The organism is Vibrio mexicanus (assembly GCF_001012815.1).
GTDB lineage: Bacteria > Pseudomonadota > Gammaproteobacteria > Enterobacterales > Vibrionaceae > Vibrio > Vibrio mexicanus.
Genome location: NZ_JYJP01000054.1, coordinates 17486 through 33641 on the forward strand (window position 1 = coordinate 17486; position 16156 = coordinate 33641).

20 protein-coding genes are annotated in these 16156 nt (G+C 44.7%); 8 read left to right on the plus strand and 12 right to left on the minus strand.

All coding sequences use genetic code 11. The annotated features are described in order from the left end of the window. The first annotated feature begins 72 nt into the window (after positions 1-72). The 5 genes from UA76_RS08325 to UA76_RS08340 all read left to right on the plus strand — a co-directional run bounded on the left by UA76_RS08325 (position 73) and on the right by UA76_RS08340 (position 5020). Positions 73-534 carry a hypothetical protein gene (locus UA76_RS08325; protein ID WP_047044845.1) on the plus strand — a complete coding sequence of 154 codons (462 nt, stop codon included), beginning with the start codon at positions 73-75 and terminating at the stop codon, positions 532-534. 404 nt (positions 535-938) lie between these two features. Beyond that, positions 939-2438: a DUF1800 domain-containing protein gene (locus UA76_RS08330; protein ID WP_047044848.1), complete on the plus strand. Its 1500-nt coding sequence runs from the start codon at positions 939-941 to the stop codon at positions 2436-2438. Positions 2439-2443: 5 nt separating this feature from the next. Next, positions 2444-2815 (plus strand): twin-arginine translocation signal domain-containing protein, encoded by a 372-nt coding sequence (locus tag UA76_RS24550; protein WP_238322222.1) that lies wholly within the window; start codon positions 2444-2446, stop codon positions 2813-2815. A 128-nt stretch (positions 2816-2943) separates the two neighbouring features. Then, the gene (locus tag UA76_RS08335; RefSeq protein WP_238322223.1) at positions 2944-4203 is read left to right on the plus strand and encodes a DUF1501 domain-containing protein; all 1260 of its coding nucleotides are present in this window, start codon (positions 2944-2946) and stop codon (positions 4201-4203) included. A gap of 145 nt (positions 4204-4348) precedes the next feature. Continuing rightward, positions 4349-5020: an enoyl-CoA hydratase-related protein gene (locus UA76_RS08340; RefSeq protein ID WP_238322224.1), complete on the plus strand. Its 672-nt coding sequence runs from the start codon at positions 4349-4351 to the stop codon at positions 5018-5020. Positions 5021-5258: 238 nt separating this feature from the next. On the opposite strand, the gene UA76_RS24055 is transcribed toward UA76_RS08340, so the two are convergent. Beyond that, complete coding sequence (locus UA76_RS24055; RefSeq protein ID WP_202906924.1) at positions 5259-5426, minus strand: hypothetical protein; 168 nt, start codon at positions 5424-5426, stop codon at positions 5259-5261. 86 nt (positions 5427-5512) lie between these two features. Further along, positions 5513-6367, minus strand: a complete 855-nt coding sequence (locus tag UA76_RS08345) for a hypothetical protein (protein WP_238322225.1) — start codon at positions 6365-6367, stop codon at positions 5513-5515. 200 nt (positions 6368-6567) lie between these two features. Here UA76_RS08345 and UA76_RS08350 point away from each other — a divergent pair, with 200 nt between their 5' ends. Further along, positions 6568-7266, plus strand: coding sequence for a hypothetical protein (locus tag UA76_RS08350; protein WP_047044850.1), 699 nt, complete (start codon positions 6568-6570; stop codon positions 7264-7266). A gap of 73 nt (positions 7267-7339) precedes the next feature. Here UA76_RS08350 and UA76_RS08355 read toward each other — a convergent pair whose 3' ends face one another. From UA76_RS08355 to UA76_RS08365, 3 genes are all read right to left on the minus strand, one after another. Continuing rightward, on the minus strand, positions 7340-7756 hold the full coding sequence (locus tag UA76_RS08355; RefSeq protein WP_047044853.1) for a DUF192 domain-containing protein: 417 nt from the start codon (positions 7754-7756) through the stop codon (positions 7340-7342). Positions 7757-7846: 90 nt separating this feature from the next. After that, on the minus strand, positions 7847-8539 hold the full coding sequence (locus tag UA76_RS08360; protein ID WP_084705490.1) for a DUF1826 domain-containing protein: 693 nt from the start codon (positions 8537-8539) through the stop codon (positions 7847-7849). 218 nt (positions 8540-8757) lie between these two features. Continuing rightward, complete coding sequence (locus tag UA76_RS08365) at positions 8758-9090, minus strand: zinc ribbon domain-containing protein YjdM (RefSeq protein WP_047044856.1); 333 nt, start codon at positions 9088-9090, stop codon at positions 8758-8760. A 395-nt stretch (positions 9091-9485) separates the two neighbouring features. Here UA76_RS08365 and rsgA point away from each other — a divergent pair, with 395 nt between their 5' ends. After that, positions 9486-10547: a ribosome small subunit-dependent GTPase A gene (gene rsgA / locus UA76_RS08370; protein ID WP_047044859.1), complete on the plus strand. Its 1062-nt coding sequence runs from the start codon at positions 9486-9488 to the stop codon at positions 10545-10547. A 108-nt stretch (positions 10548-10655) separates the two neighbouring features. Here the strand turns inward: rsgA and UA76_RS24555 are convergent, their stop codons facing one another. Both UA76_RS24555 and UA76_RS24560 read right to left on the minus strand, forming a co-directional pair. Then, positions 10656-10949, minus strand: a complete 294-nt coding sequence (locus UA76_RS24555; RefSeq protein ID WP_238322226.1) for a DMT family transporter — start codon at positions 10947-10949, stop codon at positions 10656-10658. Between the two features lie 20 nt (positions 10950-10969). Next, the gene (locus UA76_RS24560) at positions 10970-11449 is read right to left on the minus strand and encodes an EamA family transporter (protein WP_238322227.1); all 480 of its coding nucleotides are present in this window, start codon (positions 11447-11449) and stop codon (positions 10970-10972) included. A gap of 268 nt (positions 11450-11717) precedes the next feature. Between UA76_RS24560 and UA76_RS08380 the strand changes: the two genes are divergently transcribed. Next, positions 11718-12212 (plus strand): peptidylprolyl isomerase, encoded by a 495-nt coding sequence (locus UA76_RS08380; RefSeq protein WP_047044862.1) that lies wholly within the window; start codon positions 11718-11720, stop codon positions 12210-12212. A gap of 69 nt (positions 12213-12281) precedes the next feature. Here the strand turns inward: UA76_RS08380 and UA76_RS08385 are convergent, their stop codons facing one another. The 5 genes from UA76_RS08385 to UA76_RS08405 form a co-directional block, all read right to left on the minus strand. Beyond that, entirely contained in the window at positions 12282-12524 is a 243-nt protein-coding gene (locus UA76_RS08385) for a DUF3297 family protein (protein ID WP_047044865.1), read from the minus strand. A gap of 110 nt (positions 12525-12634) precedes the next feature. Then, positions 12635-13108, minus strand: coding sequence for a GNAT family N-acetyltransferase (locus UA76_RS08390; protein ID WP_047044867.1), 474 nt, complete (start codon positions 13106-13108; stop codon positions 12635-12637). Between the two features lie 17 nt (positions 13109-13125). Then, positions 13126-13881, minus strand: a complete 756-nt coding sequence (locus UA76_RS08395; RefSeq protein ID WP_047044966.1) for a ribonuclease H1 domain-containing protein — start codon at positions 13879-13881, stop codon at positions 13126-13128. Between the two features lie 168 nt (positions 13882-14049). Further along, the gene (locus tag UA76_RS08400; protein WP_047044869.1) at positions 14050-15444 is read right to left on the minus strand and encodes a serine hydrolase domain-containing protein; all 1395 of its coding nucleotides are present in this window, start codon (positions 15442-15444) and stop codon (positions 14050-14052) included. Positions 15445-15696: 252 nt separating this feature from the next. Continuing rightward, positions 15697-16035, minus strand: a complete 339-nt coding sequence (locus tag UA76_RS08405) for a hypothetical protein (RefSeq protein ID WP_047044969.1) — start codon at positions 16033-16035, stop codon at positions 15697-15699. Positions 16036-16156 lie beyond the last annotated feature (121 nt).

Here is a 16156-nt window from a genome sequence, read left to right on the forward strand (position 1 = left end):
TAGTTCCTAAGAAAACACCCTATAATTGTAACGAACACCCAGTTAAATAAGCTGTAACTAAGGTAGTCACTCATGGCAAAAACATTGTGCAAACTCCCAAGGCGAGAACTTCGAAGTAATATTGGAGAAGTGCAAAACTCAGCGACTAGCGAGTACTATGTTTGCCAAGCGTGCTCTCGCATTACCTCGATGGCGAACCAAGTCTGCAAGCCTAAAGCTCTGGTTGTTAACGCTGTTAAGCCAGCGCCGCAACCTGATTCTGCAAACGATGCTTCTTTAGATCAAGCCGTTGGTGTCGGCGTACAGTACTTCGATGATTTTTCTGGAATAGTTGCTAGCAACAACAAAGCCTCCTCAGATGGTTCATCTGACAATGACCTAGAAACAGCGCCAAGCAACGTGACTAAGTTTAAGCCGCTCAGTAAGAAGAAAAGTCATAAAAAGCGTATTAAAAAGCTCGCAAAAATACAGAAAAAGCAGGACAAGATTCAGCGTAAACTCGAAAAACAGTTCTTAAAGCTCGCTTCTAGCTAACTCCCAGAACAAAGCATTTCTACTTTGGCCACTTAACGATAAGTAATCATTAAGTGGCCAAATTTTTTGGTGTTTCTACTCTATTCAGAAACACAAAAGGCCAAAAGTATAGACCTCATTTTTTCACCTCGCCTCCCGCTCAGTTGCATATCAATTTAGACCAATAATTTATTTTGGTCGTTCTGAGCAGTTTTATCTATAACCATTCTCCTACCCACCCATGTAAAAATCTTCAAGATCAGACTGACTCAAAATAAAACAGCATTTCTTGCCCTTCACATTTGCTTGATTTTATAAACTTCGAGCAATGAAATTAACGCCATTCTCAAAAATGCAACTAATCTGATACTGAGTCGAAAATTGTCGGCTTAAAACGTCAAAATGAACAATTACAAGGAGTCACTATGGAAAACTTGACCTACAAACAGGCTTCACGTTTCCTAGACTTAGCAACAATGGGGGTTCGTCCTCAAGATGTTGACGACCTACTCTCATTAGACAGCAAACAGGCTTGGCTAGAACAACAATTAACCGCCCCTTTCGCCGTACATACGGACAGAGTGGCATACCAAAAATCACAACGCGGAGAAACTGAATCAACCCAAGAAATGCGCGTGGGCGCCTGGTTCGATATCGCTTTTTGGAGCGGCGCTCAACTCAGACAGCGTATGGCCTTCGCCTTAAGCCAGATCGTCGTGGTCAATGACAGAGACGCTCAACTCGCCCCTTACCCTGAAGGGGTCGCCAATTATTATGATCTACTCACTAAGTATGCGTTCAGCGATTATAAAACCTTGCTCTACCATGTTACTCGCTCACCCATAATGGGCCACTTTCTCACCATGGTGGGCAATCTGCCCAAATCGGAAACTGGTGTAAACCCAGACCAAAACTACGCCCGTGAAGTGATGCAACTCTTCACCATTGGCCTAGAGGAGCTTAACCTAGATGGCACCAAGAAGTTGGATACAGATGGCCTGCCAATAGCGACCTACGATGATACCGACATTGAAAACATGGCGAGAGTGTTCACTGGCTGGTTCATGAGCAACGGCAGTATGCTTGAACCCATGGTCGCGGATGATACTTATCACGACCAAAATGCCAAAACCATTCTCGGGCAATCGGTGCCTGCCGGGCTTAGCGCTGAGCAAGAACTCGACACCGTATTGGATATTTTGGTCAACCATCCCAACACCGCTCCTTTTATCAGTAAATTTCTCATTCAACGCTTTGTGACTTCCAATCCTCTTCCAGAGTATGTGCAAAGAGTCGCGAATGTGTTTATTCAAACCCGAGGTAACCTTGGCGAGGTGATTACGGCAATACTTCTCGACCCACAAGTCGATGTAGAAAACAGCGTCCATCGCGCCAAGCTGAGAGAGCCGATTCTCGCCATGACCCACCTATGCAGGGCATTAGATTGCAAGCCCGGAAACAACGGGTTAATCACTTATGATGCACTGCTCTATCGAGATACATTCAATCAATATCCTCTTGGTGCCCCTTCCGTTTTTAATTTTTATTCTCCAGATCACCAACCGCCCGGCGCACTTGCCGAGCAAGGTTTAGCATCGCCGGAGCTTGAGATCATCGACTGGAATCAAGTGATTAAAATGAGTAATTTGACATGGAAGTTAGTGCAAGATAACGGCTACAAAACAGGTTCAAACAGCAAGCAAGAGTTGTATCCCCAAGTCTCTGACTTTACCAATATTGCCGGTGACTATAACGCCTTGGTAACGTTGATCTGCAATCGGTTCTTTCACGGAGAGCTTCCTACCGACATAGCACCAAGACTAGAAGCCTTATGGAGTGCAAAGAACAGCAACAACAAGCCTTACGCCGTAGCACCCATGATCTATCTGGCCTTTGTCTCACCTAACTTTATGGTACAGGAGTAACGACGATGAAAATCTCAAGACGTAATTTCCTAAAGACAGCGGCCTACTCTGCGGGCTCAACAGCCTTACCATTAAGTTTATCGTTACCTGCCAATGCTATGACAGGTGGAAGTGGCGATTACAAAGCGATGGTCTGCCTTTTCCTATACGGCGGTAACGATTCGTTCAATATGCTCGTGCCTGCCAACGGTAACAACCTGACCAACTATCAAAACTCACGGCCAGGTATTCAACTCTATGATTTTGAGCGCGCGACTATGCCAGGATTTATGGATGAGTCCGGCCAAGAAGTCGTCCTCAACGGCTCTATGCCTCAGTTGGCTCAGCTCATGCTAAGCGGAGCGGCAACGACCGTGTCAACGTCGGCACGCTACTAGAACCCACAACCAAAGCTAATTATTCTAGCGTAAAACGGTCACCCAACATCGGTGCTCACAACAAGCAGCAGCTTGCTTGGCAACGCAGCTGGGAGACTTCTCAATATCACCCTTATGGTTGGGCAGGCATGATGATGGATGTGCTGGCCACAGGAAGTGAATTAGTTTCACCAACAATGGGGCTTAGCGGAAATGAGTGGTTAAACGGTCAGACTGGATCAGAGCTCAAGCTTTCAAGTGAAGGTATTCGAGCCATGTCGCCATTGTCGGTCAACTCGGTTAATAACAACGTAACCAAGCTATTAGCAGACAATAATACCTCTGTGTTTGGTCAAGCTTATCTGGATAGATTCCAAGAAATCTACGATTTTCAGGACACACTAACTGGCATATTAGATCAATATCCAGCCGACGAATCTATTCCGTCGAGCTACCTCGGTGGTCAGTTTAGAATGGTGAAGCGTTTAATTCAGGCGAGTACTCAACTTAACCAAGGCCGCCAAGTCTATTTCGTTTCAATGGGTGGGTTTGATAATCACAGCAACCAACGTGGCAAACATGATTCATTACTGGCTCAAATTGATTCGGTTGTTAGTGCTTTTTATGCCTCGCTTCAGGCTGATGGTTTAGAAGAGAGCGTCGTCACCTTTACGATGTCTGACTTCGGCAGAACTATTGAAAACAACAGTAATCAAGGGACTGACCACGGCTGGGGAAGTAATCAAATTGTGGTCGGTGGCCCAGTCAATGGCGGTAAAGCTTACGGGCGTTACCCAGAGTTCATACGCGATGGGCAAGACGCTTGGGGTAATAAATTTATTCCAGGTATTGCATCAGAGCAGTATGCGGCCACTCTGTGTAAATGGTTTGGGCTCAGTGACACAGCGGTCGATTACATCTTCCCTATCCTATCTCCTGATAGAGAGAATGCCTTTACCAGCCGCTACCTGAGCTTCTTAGGCTCAGATAGAGTGGAACAGACACTAACGATTGATAGTGTTTCAGCTTCCCAAAGTAGTCGAGATCGTACACCTGAGAAGGCAATTGACGGTGACATTGCCACCAAATGGGTAGCGCAAGGCACTGGCATCACCTTCGACATTACGCTTGCCGCGAGCGCGTCGCTAACACAAATCCTGTGGTCACAAGCCAAGGGAGACGTTAGACAGTACTTTGTTGACATCGCAATCAGTAGCGATGGCATCAACTTCACCCCACTCAAAAGCGTTAGTAGCCCTGGAGACACGAAAGACCTTGTGGGTTTTGACCTTGAAGGTGTCGAAGCACAGCACATAAGACTGACGTGTAACGGTAACAATGATCCATTAAGAAGCGATTTACGCACTTGGAACAACTTCCAAGAAATCCAAGTTAAAGGACTCGCTTGAGAAAGCCTTGGATGTGAAACCTAAAATATAAGTAAGCCGATGCTGAACTACTGTCCGCTCAGCGTTGGCTTACTTTCCTACAACTCTCTCAAATTCTTCTATATTTTTAGTAGGTTCGTTGGGAAAACTGCTAAGGAGAATGAATTTGAGTGTAGCGTACCAGATTGATTCAAATCGATGTGCCACCATTACCCTCGATCGCCCACAGACTCACAACGCCTTCGATGATGTTATTATTCAAATGCTAATCGACGCCATAAACCAAGCGCACAGCGATAATGCACGCGCGCTGATATTAAACAGTAACGGAAAGCACTTTTCTGCGGGCGCAGACCTTACTTGGATGAAATCGATGGTCAATAACACCGAGCAAGAAAACTTTGATGACTCAATGCAACTTGCTACTCTCATGCACAATCTAAACAGCGCGCAAATGCCCGTTATTACTCTTATCCAAGGGGCAACTTATGGAGGTGCAGTTGGGTTAGCCGCGTGCAGCGACATTGTTATCGCCACTTCTAAGGCGAGTTTCTGCTTTAGTGAGGTTCGAATCGGCTTGATCCCCGCAGTCATCAGCCCATATGTCATTGCAGCAATCGGAGAGTCGCAAGCAAGGCGCTACTTCCTTACTGCAGAAGCCTTCGATGTCACTACCGCAGAGAAACTTAACTTAGTTCACATCATCTCTGATGACTTGAACGATGCGAAACACCAAGTGCTCAATCAAATACTAAATAACTCACCCAAAGCAATCAAAAAAGCCAAAAGCCCTAATCCAAGACGTATCGAACTCCCCTATCGACCAGCAGCTAATTGAGGAAACCGCACAACGAATTGCGTGCATTCGAGTCTCGAAAGAAGCACAAGATGGATTGAGCGCATTCTTGGAGAAACGCCAGCCAAAATGACAAAGTTAACGCCTAATTAAGCACTACCTCCACCTTAAGTATTCCTGTTCACTATTCTAGGTTACTTATCCAATCCACTATTACAGTTCAAAACGAAAAAACCGAGCCAAAATGGCTCGGTTGTCGCGTTGATACTTTATGTGAGTCTTAGTCGCTGTCTCTGTTAGAACGATCCTTGGGTTCAACATGCCAGTGTTCACTTGGATCGAATGCTTCATCACATAAGTCGATGGTAAAACCCATCTCAGCTATTTCTTTTAAGGTGAGATTATCTGCCATTTGGGCGATGTCACCTCTGTCATTTTTGATTTCCATACACCCTCCGAGAAAGTCGGCCTGCGTTAATGTCCCTGTAATTATAGTGGACTATTCAGATTGGCAGATGGAAATTTCAGGTTTAACTAATTTAGCTTGATCCAACCTGCGACTTGGCTATTCATAAAACCGCTCTCTTTCAGTGCTCGTTCAATCGTGCCACTCTGACGAAGTACTCTCAAGCCTCGATTCAAGGCATTATTCAAAGCTTCGCTATTCGGGTAGTTTTTAGAAATGATAAAATGGCGAGAACCACGTAGGCCAAGCTTCACACCCTCGATTGGCTTGAAGTGATAATCACGACTGGTAAACGACAGATCATCAGTGACTTGAAAAGGAGCCAGTAAAAAATCAACTCGCTTGTAAGCCACCATATTGACCATAGTTCGCCATTCAGGAACATCGACAAGATCTTTCAAAGGAAGCTCTTTCAGAGTATTCCAATCACTGATCCAATGAGAACTGCTCACCGCCTTTAGCATCTCTAGCTGTATTTGATCCCCAGACTTGAGCAAATCTTCCCGAGTAGCAATCGTGTACAAGCCCGCTTCAAATTCCGTATCACGAATGAATGGCTGGCTAATCCATAGATCATCGCTGTTTTCACTCACCGCGGTTCGCCATACCGTATTGGCCTGCATGGCGTAACCATGCAAAAGCACCATGCGACGCATACGCTCCGCGCCGGGAGCAAACTCAAACTTGAACGTAACGGGCATATTACCCAACGAGAACGCTTGCTGGATCAATACGATCTCTACCGTACTTCGCCTTGCTTTCGGGCCAGTGAAATCTCTGATTTCCAACGGGTCACGGCCATCCAGAAATTCGATGTAGTCATTGTAGACTTTCTCTTCAACAACCACGGGCAGTTCAATTGCCAGAGCAGCCGTGGGAAAGACTAATAAAGGGAAAAGAAGAAGCAACAACAAGCTTCGCATAAAAAACACTCTTTCATCACGTATAACTACTAGCTTAGAAACGAATCAGTACATTTGTCTAGCACCCTCAGAGTAACAAAAGGACCAAGTTAGTCTGATAATTCCGAATTTGTGTTATCACTCGAAACATTTATCTGTTGAATAATTAATCTTGCATTAAATTACATGAACAAAAACAAGCATCTAATGGAGAGTAGATAATGAACAAGTTATTACCACTTATGGTGATATTCCTTTCTTTGAGTGGCTGTCAGACCACACAAACCATGTTCCCGCCAGCGCACAAAGTCATGATTACTGACGATACCTTGGTCTTTGATGCCATCATCACTGGCGAAACCGTGCTCGAAGCCATTCGAATTGCTCGGGAGTCTGATACGCCCGTTAAGACACTTCGTATTACTAGCCCAGGAGGAGAGATCGCATCAGGCATTGAGCTTGGTTACTTCGTAAAAGAGAACAACTTAGATGTCGAAGTCAGCCAACTCTGTTTTTCAGCTTGCGCAAACTATGTCATCACGGCAGCAAACAAAGTCACCATCAAAAAAGATGCTCTTGTTGGTTGGCACGGTGGCGCCCGCCAGTCTGATGACCTTTGGAAGCAATCAGTCAATCCAAAAGACCATGAAGAACTACTCAAATACATTAACCGCCTTCGCGCCAAAGAAACTATCTTCTTTAGTCGAATTGATGTTGATCCAAACATCACGGTTTACGGTCAAACTAGCCTAAAGCGCTGCCAACTGTCTGAAACCACTGACGGTTGGTACTACTCATTGGCTGACCTAAATACAATGGGTTTGAAAAATGTGGAAGTTCAAGGTGAGCTGGCCGCTTCTGCCGAATATATGGGTGAAACTGTTCGCTCTTGCCTAATGCCAAGCATTGACCAATCATAATCTTCAATGAAAAAGCGGTAGCCTCACTTTCCCATCGGCTACCGTTTGTTTTTATGGGTATAGAATCGCACCTCTAACGCAACACCAGCCTATCACCCACCTGAATGTTGTGCTGCTTGGCAAAACCAGCGTTAGTTTCTAAAACATAGCGAACAGGCTGAGAACTTTTTAGGCCTTCCAGTGAATGCGGAATGGTATTTTCAAATATCTCTGTCACAATCATATCTTCTGAGATGTAAAACATATCCAGCGATATCAGAGTGTTCTTCATCCACATTGAAACATGTCGAGTTTCATTAAAATCAAACAGCATGCCGCACTGACTGCAAAGCTCTTGGCGATTCATCAAACCAATTGCCCGCTCCTCTGCGCTTCTCGCATGTTCGATCTCAACAGTGACCATTTCATCGGCGTCACGATGAAAAGAGGCAGTATTAGCGCAAGCAGATAGAAAAAGAGTGCTGAAAAGCAATAATAGGCGTTTAGGCATGACAGAGTAACAACTTGAAAACACCGCAAAACTATCGTGAATTTAGCGAGAGAAATCAACAAAAAACTGTAGTCGCTTAACCTAACGCCTTTATGCACCAAAATCCAGAGTGACTAATAAACGCGGTCCATCTTCTGGAACAGCTGGCGAGCGATGAACCAAACCTCGGTTTTCATTCCCTTCCCAACGATCACCTTTTAGCAAAGCGACATCACCTGATTTCAAGTGATGGATATCATTGTTTTGACGATACACGCCTGATTCGCTATCCAACAACCCATGACTACCCCGCCCTAACTTTGAGCGGTCGACTAAATCGTTAGGCAACCAATCTGTCGCAGTTCCCTGATACGTGGTAACCAAACGGCAAGGCACCTGATCGACATGGAAACGCGGGCACATCGCTTTATCAAGCACCGCTAAACGCAAACCAACCGCACCGAGGTCGAATAAGCAGCAGAACATATCCACCAAGTTCGCAAGATCTTGCAGTAGTGCCGGCTTGGCGACATCTCCAAGAGAACGTTCCAGTCGTTCATACGCTTTGTCAGGGGATAAGTTGTAAGACTTTTTGATACCCAGATTGTCGTTAACGAACGAGCTAATCGCTTCTGTCAGTTCCCTATCGAATGAGCGCTGCCAAATAGCGATATTAATATGGTCTTGGTATATGTCCGTCAGTACTGTCGGATGTTCACCACGACTATAGGGGCAGGCTGTACTCCAACCTTCTCGTCTAATTCCACCAACTCTCCAACAGCAACACTCATAACCTAACTCCATTTCCTCTCTGTTATGCTGGCATGACACATAACCAGAATATCATTTATTACGTTATAACATAACACTCATTACACAATAGTCTAGGGTGAGGATGAGATTTGTATTCTGAATAGAGCTAGTCAGAGGTAAAAGAAGATAACCGAGAATTTAGACATGTTAATTGATGTGTGAATAGGCCAGTAATGTATCACTGGCCTTATAGGGAGAGCTCCGGCAAATTAAGCTTTCTTCACGTACTTGCCTGTAATGAGCATCTCACCGGCACCATCAACTTTGCAGTCTAGTTGGTGATCTTTGCCTTCAATAATGCGTTTAATCACGGCCTTGGTGCCTACCTTGACCACCATTGAACTGCCTTTCACTTTCAGGTCTTTAATCGCAGTGACTTTATCTCCTACTTCCAGCGTTTTGCCGTTCACATCTTTTACCGTGAATTTGTTTTCTTCGACTTCTACCGGGTTCCATTCATAGGCACATTCCGGACAAACAAGTTGGTCTTGATCTTGGTAAACGTATTCAGATTGACACGATGGACATGGAGGTAACGACATAAGTAGGCTTCTTTGAGTTAGGAAAAACGAAGAGACAATGTTACCTGCTCTAATCGCACCGCACAATTCCAGTTACCCCACTCATCGATGAATGGATTGGGTATAAGAAAATGTTTTTTATTACTAATCTCCCGTTGCAGCGATGCTTGACCGCGGAATATACTTGCAACGCAATTTAACGATAACTCAAACCGGAGGACATAAGATGATTGTAATGACTTTTAAGCGCGGGCTTAGAAACTTCTAATTTAAGAGAAACTTAACAAACTTTCCCTCCATTTAGATTTCTAATAGCCCGGATAATAACCGGGATCCGACTCTTTTCGAATTTGATCCTACAGAACTCATTCTTATGAGCGAGCAACAGAAAAATGCTTGCTTAGGAAAATTCGACAATGACAAATAATCATTTATCTACAAGCACTTATTCTAATCAAGAACTTGGTTGGAAGGGTTTTTATCAACAACAACTTACCCTAGAAGACTACGACAACACCGTTTTTGCACGCGTGGTCGCGCACCATCGTAGCGGTTACGTATTGTGGAGTGAGCAAGGCCAGATCACGCTCGACATTCACTCGTCACTACCTGCAATGACGGTTGGTGACTGGGTCATTTTGAATGAACAGCATCAATTCGTTCGCCTGCTCGATCGTTTAAGCGTTTTTAGCCGAAAGGCAGCAGGAAGCAAAGTCGCTCGTCAATACATTGCGGCCAATATTGATACGCTTTTTATTGTCGTATCACTTAATGATGACTTTAATCTAAGCCGTATTGAGCGCTACCTTGCTCTTGCTAATGAAGCGGACGTTGAGCCTGTGATTGTTCTAACCAAACAAGACTTATGTTCGGATGCAGACGAAAAACGACAGCAAGTGATGGCACTCGATCCAATGTTAATGGTTGAAACAGTCAATGGCTTGGAGCCAAGCAGCGTCGAAGCACTCTCGTCTTGGTGTAAAACTGGCCAAACTGTTGCTTTTATGGGGTCATCTGGTGTAGGTAAATCGACGCTAGTTAACACCTTACTTGGGCAAGAAACGCAATTGACGCGCGGCATTCGAGAAGATGACAGTAAAGGTCGTCACACAACGACTTCGCGTTCGATTCACATCATGCCATCTGGCGGTGTGTTAATTGATACGCCGGGAATGCGTGAGCTTCAGCTAACTGATTGTGAGCAAGGTGTCAGTGAAACCTTCTCTGATATCGATGAGTTGGCGCAGCAGTGTCGTTTCTCTGATTGTCAGCATATCAGCGAACCCGGCTGTGCGGTTCAACAAACGATTGAAGATGGAAATCTTGATGAACGTCGATTCAATAACTATCAAAAGTTGCTTCGAGAACAGCGCCGAAATACCGCGACCTTGGCCGAGCAGCGGGCTAACGCTAAAGAGTTTGGTAAGTTGATTCGGACAACGATGAACGACAAGCAAGGTCGAAAGAATCGCTACTAAGGCTCATTCAGCTAACTCGGTAACGTAACACTAAGGCATCCAGTTCTGGATGCCTTCTTCTTGCTTAACAATGTTTTTTAAGAACAAGGTTTTTGAAGAACATAGCTTTTAGGCTCTTCGCGCTTTGAGCACGATTCCAATGCCCCCGAGTACCAATAAGCAAGCCAGCATCAATCGCAATGTCAAAGGCTCTGCAACAAACACCACGCCTCCCAATGCCGCAATCACAGGGACCGACAACTGAACGACCGACGCTTGAGTTGCACTCAACCCATTTAAAGCTTGATACCAAATGGTGTAACCGAGAGCCGAAGCTACTGCACCAGATAATGAGGCATACACTACCCCTTCTGTACTGATGTTTTCCAAAGAGACGGTAAACACCGCTAATACAACGACCAATGGCATCGTATAGTAGAAGTTCAGGGCCGTTTGCTTGAGAGGATTAGCTGCCCCCTACCCAGTATTGAATAAACACCCCAAGCGACGCCAGATAAAGTCATGAGAAGATACCCTGTTAAGTCGTCAAGACCAGTACTCGCTTGAGACATACTCGGTAGCATCAAATAGGCAAGACCACCGAACGAAATCAACACACCAATGACTTCTTGAACCGTCAACTTATGCCCTTGAGTCACACCCATTAGAATCATAGTGATCTGCACTGAACCAAATAACACCAACGCTCCCGTTCCAGTATCTAACTCCGTGTAGGCAAACGAGAACAGCACTGCATAGGCAAACAGCATAGCAGCAGATATCAAAGTTAATCTTGTATTCTTACCACTCTCTTTTTTGTCGACCTGTTCTTGGACTGAATCCTTTGTCCAAACAAGACTCAACACAACAAATACCAGAACGCCGGAAACTAGCCTGACCACCGAGAAGGTTCCCGCATCCATTTCGCCTTCTTTTAAGCTAGCCGGCACAGCACTGAGTTCGCCGCAAACGCCACCAGCGCCAAAACGGCATAAATGAAGGTTTTCAGAGGGGAGTTTTGACTCATGCTGTTAAACTGCTCCTTGTCCATAATGCTAGCGATGGAACTGCTTCCCACGGTTGTTAGTTTGCAAGGTTCCTATCCTTTCTTTGCCCGGCGAGTATAATACCGCACTAACACAATACCCAAACGACTATACCACTAACCACTTTACGTAAGGCGATACCGTTATGATTACGCTTTCTACCAACTTTGGTGATATCCACATTGAACTAGACATGGAAAAGGCGCCAGTTAGTTCAAAGAACTTCAAAAAATATTGTGAAGATGGTTTTTACAACGGCACCATTTTTCACCGTGTCATCAAAGGGTTCATGATTCAAGGTGGCGGCTACGATGTTCTGTTAGATGAAAAGCCAACGCATGGCCCAATCGCTAATGAAGCGAATCGTGGCCTGAAAAACACAGTTGGTACAATTGCAATGGCGAGAACAGACGCTCCGCACTCTGCGACAGCACAGTTCTTCATCAACTTAGCTGACAACGACTTTTTAGATCATACCGGGAAAACCAATCAAGGCTGGGGCTACGCTGTATTTGGTAAGGTCACAGCCGGGATGGATGTGGTGAGCCGTATTGCCGAAGTCGATACCATGTCTCGACTTGAACACGATGATGTGCCTGTTGAAGCGATCACCATTGAAAGCGTGACGGTTTCTGAATAATCGAATACTCATGGAATACAAAAAGGCGAGCAACTTTCATTGCTCGCCTTTTTTAATCTTAACAGCGACTTATACGTAATAAGCTTCTACTGTACCTTTTAGCTTGATCAACATTGGTTGACCCCAGCGATCTTTCGCTTTTGGTGAAGGGATCTTCACCCAACCTTCGCTAATGCAGTACTCTTCAACGTCGTTACGCTCTTTGCCGTTTAGACGAATACCGATTTGATGCTCAAAACACTCAGCTACGTAGTGTGGGCTGCGTGGGTTGCCTGCTAGATGATCTGGCAGTTCTGGCTTGTTATCGCTCATGATTCATGACCTGAAAGAAAATAATAGAGCGCTATTGTAGTCAATCGAACATAACCACTCAAGCCATATGCTTATTGTTTTCACCTAAAGATCTGACCTGCAAAACTCGCTTAAGACTTACCCAAATACGGAGTTAAGCATGCGCTGACTGCTTCTTGATTGAGGGTACATTTCATTTCAATCAGTCGGTGTTCACCCACTTGCTCTGAGTCCGAGACGAAATCAAAGCCAAAACCTTCATAGAAAGTCCTTAGATATTCGTGAGCATGAATGCTAACCGCCTGAACGCCGTGCTCTTGCGCATAATTCATCATCAAGGTAACAACGTCAGACGCAATACCACGACCGCGATAAGGTTTGGTCACAGCAACACGGGCTAGCGTAGCTTGTTGATTAACATCCACAGTTAATCGGGCCGTCGCCACTAAATTCTCACCGTCAGTCAGCAAAGCATGAATCGAACGCTGATCTTTACCATCCAAATCCAGCTCTAACGGAATCTGCTGCTCATCAACAAAAACCTCATATCGAATCGCATGTGCCCGCTCGATAATATCTGGGGTACTACCAATTTGTTGCTTCATAAACGTCTTTAAATCTTTTAGCCAGTTCGAAGGGCGAGAATCTCTGAGATATCGTCAGTGTCTTGATAATGCTGTAGAGCAGGCTCTTTAGTATCGATTGCCACAATCGACATTCTATCCGCAAGTTCATTCCCTTCAATGCCGACATGTCCGTTGACATGATGAATCTTAATATCAGCTTCAATCTGTTGGTAGAGTTCAAATGCCGGTTGGATGATATCGAGGTTTTTAATCTCTCCACCAGATTTGGTCCAACCCTTTTTCTGCCAGCCTTTTGCCCATTTCGTGATGCAGTCTATCGAGTACTTCGAATCACAATAGATCGCCACGGTATTACCTTGGGCGAGGACTTCTTTGGCCATGATTAAAGCGTGATGCAGACCTTTAAGCTCTGCCGTATTGTTCGTCCCCATTGCTTGATAGAGACCATACCAAAGCGTATCGATTTTGTTGTCTCGATAGACCGCAATACCTGTTCCGGATTCACCAGGGTTTGGCTCACTCGCGCCATCAGTGAAAATCTTCACTTGGTAAGGCATGTCATCAATTTGAGCTTGAGTAAGCGCGTTGGGTTTAGCTTGTTTGGTCGCCCCTTTGGGCTTTACAGGAACTGCCGAAGGTTTGCCTGAATATGCGGCCTCGGCTTCAGCTTGAGTTGGGAAAGACTTGTACTTGGCTCCAGCAAAGCCATCAACTTGCGCTTTGCATTCATTCCAAGTCGTAAAAATGCCTGGCGTGCGCCCTTTCCAAACCACATAGAATTTCTTTGCCACAATCACCCCTTTCTCTACGGCCGATAAGCTTCTTAGACAAAAAGGCTTAGCACAACACTAAGCCTTATAGAATAATCTAGTTATATAACACTTACGCCCAAACGAAAATCACTTCCCTAAGAACTTGGTAATAAGTGATGAGAAACTCACCATTCATCAGCTCATAAACTAAAGGAAAGCGGGTAGAATATGCTCGTCAATGATTTTTCGATTGTCGCCAAAGCGTTCAAAATTGTAGCCCGTCGTAACAATGACAAGATTATGCTCTTTGAACACCGCAATAGTCTGATCACCCCAACCAGATGCGAGGATAGCAGCGTGACGTTTTTGATTACGGACAAACACATCATTCCACCAATAGTAACTATAACCTTGGGCGACTGGGTAAACCAATGATTGTGTGCTTTCCTCAATCCAACCTTTACTTAATAGTTGCTTACCATTCCACTCACCATCATTTGCAATCAGTTGGCCAAATTTCAGCATATCACGTGGCCTAAAGTACATACCACCTCCTGCGCCCATTCGGCCATCTTGCATGTACGCCCAGCTAGCATTGGTAATGCACAAGTCTTTCAGTCGACTCGCTCTAAAATACTCAGCGGCATTAGTTTGTGGCGTTGCGTTGTGAATCAGTTCTGCGACTACATCCACCGCACCACCGCTATAAGCGAAAGTTGTTCCTGGTGCGTTTGCCAATGGCAGGTCCAAAACATACTTGATTGTATCTCTAGCCGTCATCTGCGCAGTTCGAGCATTTTCTGGATGAGTATAAGGCACAGCCCACTCATCCCACTCCCAACCGGCTTGCATTAAAAGTGCGTGTTTTAACGAAATTTTGTCTTTACCATCATCAAACGACTTTCGGTACTTAGGAAAGTACTGGCTTATCGGATCGTCGACGCTGTTAATGTAACCTTCTTCAATTGCACTACCTGCAAGCAGAGAGGTAATGCTTTTACTCACCGACTGCACCATCTGCTTTTCATCTTTATTGAAGCCATGAAAGTACTTTTCGACAATGAGCTCTCCGTCTTTAGCAACCAATACACTGTTGATGCGACCGTATGTGCCTTTATCAATTTCATTCCACAAAGAGCTTAAAGCTTCGTTATGAGTTAACGTCACCTCAAATGGAAAAGCGTTTTGACACTCCTCTGGATTGGTATGACCTAGATCAGCAGCGTAAAAAGGTTGATGTGAAATAGTGGCAACGTTCTTGTCACCAACGGAATCAACACGGCTATAGCGTACTTGATGCGCCCAATCCCGATAGATGATTTTCTGAAATTTACCCTTGCGGACATTTGAAAACGCGCCGCCTGCATAAAAGTTGACTAAATCGAAGGTATTATTATTCGATAGCGCGACCTCCATCACTCCTTGCGTATTGTACATGTACAGCTTGTCCTCTCGCTGCTCAATACGAAGGTAGATGTTTGAGTCAACCTCTGATTGATAAATGCCAACATATCTTGAGAGGTCCTGAGCTAAGGCATAGGTTGAAGAGATTATGCAAAAAATAGCGAGCCAATAAGCCTTAATCCATTTCGTATCAAACATCCCATATCCCTTAAAATTCAATTAAAGAATCTAAAGCCTATGGAATAAACTGATAACTTTCTTGCTTTTAATCAAACTGTTAGATTCAAATCACTTACAACGTTTTCTTTCGCAGACTGATTAACAAAACCCATGTACACAATGCAAAAAATCGCAACTATGCAGACACTTTTCATCACTAATGAGTGATGACATTTAAATGAGTGGCTAGAAAAAATAAAGCCTCCAGCGTGGGGCACTGGAGGCACTGACTTATAAGTATAGGGAGAATAGCAAACAGACCGTAATGGTGATTGCGGTGTACCAGAAGTATTGCGATCGTGTATCGGCAACGTGGTTACGAATGTAGTAAATTTCTTCACTCGCCATTGCAACAAAGTCGGTATGATTAATCGTTAAATCGCGTTTTGAAGCTGTCAGGTCTTCAAGCAAACGTAGATACGCAGATTCAATGAACTTCTTCACTTCGCTAATCGGTGCAGCAGGTGATATTAGATTGTTCCATACCGCCATACGAGATTCGTATTCGCTATCGCTCACACAGTTCAAAACGCGTAGGTCGTGCTCACGTCTGTCACGCTCTTTACTCATTTTTACTGAGTCCATAGCTTTTATTCGTTCCAAGTTTCTTCTCCAAAGGATATTCAGGTTCAAAATGTGTTGAAGAAAGAACGACTCTCGCATGTAGGGCAATAGTAGGCAGCGGATTGAA